The following is a 2,049-nucleotide window of genomic DNA, read 5'->3' on the forward strand; positions in this document are numbered from 1 at the left end:
AAAGCTTTGAGATAACTTAGAGTTTTATGTTGACTTTCAAAGTAGAACGCGTATTATACGCCTCCTGCTTCAGTGCTAAAGCTCGCAAGCACCGCTCTTTAACAATTTAAACCAATCAATCTGTGTGGGCACTCGTTGATGATAATCAAAAAGATTTATCGATGAACTGAGTGACCAATCAGAATCAAGTTTACTTGATTTTGGCACAGTCAATTCATTATCGTTCTGTTGGAACGATAATAGCTTTAATTTACTAAGGTAAGTTGAAGTCAGTATTCATTGAGCCGGTCGCAAGACCAAAAAAACTTTAATTGAAGAGTTTGATCATGGCTCAGATTGAACGCTGGCGGCAGGCCTAACACATGCAAGTCGAGCGGTAACAGAGAGAAGCTTGCTTCTCTGCTGACGAGCGGCGGACGGGTGAGTAATGCCTGGGAAATTGCCCTGATGTGGGGGATAACCATTGGAAACGATGGCTAATACCGCATGATAGCTTCGGCTCAAAGAGGGGGACCTGCAAGGCCTCTCGCGTCAGGATATGCCCAGGTGGGATTAGCTAGTTGGTGGGGTAAAGGCTCACCAAGGCGACGATCCCTAGCTGGTCTGAGAGGATGATCAGCCACACTGGGACTGAGACACGGCCCAGACTCCTACGGGAGGCAGCAGTGGGGAATATTGCACAATGGGCGCAAGCCTGATGCAGCCATGCCGCGTGTATGAAGAAGGCCTTCGGGTTGTAAAGTACTTTCAGTGGTGAGGAAGGGGGTGTGGTTAATAGCCATATTCTTTGACGTTAGCCACAGAAGAAGCACCGGCTAACTCCGTGCCAGCAGCCGCGGTAATACGGAGGGTGCGAGCGTTAATCGGAATTACTGGGCGTAAAGCGCATGCAGGTGGTTTGTTAAGTCAGATGTGAAAGCCCGGGGCTCAACCTCGGAGTTGCATTTGAAACTGGCAGGCTAGAGTACTGTAGAGGGGGGTAGAATTTCAGGTGTAGCGGTGAAATGCGTAGAGATCTGAAGGAATACCGGTGGCGAAGGCGGCCCCCTGGACAGATACTGACACTCAGATGCGAAAGCGTGGGGAGCAAACAGGATTAGATACCCTGGTAGTCCACGCCGTAAACGATGTCTACTTGGAGGTTGCGGTCTTGAACTGTGGCTTTCGGAGCTAACGCGTTAAGTAGACCGCCTGGGGAGTACGGTCGCAAGATTAAAACTCAAATGAATTGACGGGGGCCCGCACAAGCGGTGGAGCATGTGGTTTAATTCGATGCAACGCGAAGAACCTTACCTACTCTTGACATCCAGAGAATCCTGCGGAGACGCGGGAGTGCCTTCGGGAGCTCTGAGACAGGTGCTGCATGGCTGTCGTCAGCTCGTGTTGTGAAATGTTGGGTTAAGTCCCGCAACGAGCGCAACCCTTATCCTTGTTTGCCAGCACTTCGGGTGGGAACTCCAGGGAGACTGCCGGTGATAAACCGGAGGAAGGTGGGGACGACGTCAAGTCATCATGGCCCTTACGAGTAGGGCTACACACGTGCTACAATGGCGCATACAGAGGGCGGCGAGACAGCGATGTTAAGCGAATCCCAAAAAGTGCGTCGTAGTCCGGATTGGAGTCTGCAACTCGACTCCATGAAGTCGGAATCGCTAGTAATCGTGGATCAGAATGCCACGGTGAATACGTTCCCGGGCCTTGTACACACCGCCCGTCACACCATGGGAGTGGGCTGCAAAAGAAGCAGGTAGTTTAACCTTCGGGGGGACGCTTGCCACTTTGTGGTTCATGACTGGGGTGAAGTCGTAACAAGGTAGCGCTAGGGGAACCTGGCGCTGGATCACCTCCTTACGTAAAGATTGTGCATTGATGAGTGTTCACACAGATTGATTTGGTTTAAGTAGTAAAGAGAGTATCTTAGTGTCCCGTTCGTCTAGAGGCCTAGGACACCGCCCTTTCACGGCGGTAACAGGGGTTCGACTCCCCTACGGGATACCATTGGGTCGTTAGCTCAGTTGGTAGAGCAGTTGACTTTTAATCAATTGGTCG

General features: G+C 51.0%; 1 tRNA gene and 1 rRNA gene. Both read left to right on the forward strand.

What is annotated here, in order from left to right:
* Positions 1–308 precede the first annotated feature (308 nt).
* Positions 309–1,851, forward strand: a 16S ribosomal RNA gene (locus tag B5D54_RS16840).
* 71 nt (positions 1,852–1,922) lie between these two features.
* Positions 1,923–1,998 (forward strand) — tRNA-Glu (locus B5D54_RS16845).
* The last annotated feature ends 51 nt before the right edge of the window (positions 1,999–2,049 follow it).

It is taken from the genome of Vibrio cincinnatiensis DSM 19608 (assembly GCF_900167345.1).
In the GTDB taxonomy this organism is placed as follows: Bacteria; Pseudomonadota; Gammaproteobacteria; order Enterobacterales; family Vibrionaceae; genus Vibrio; species Vibrio cincinnatiensis.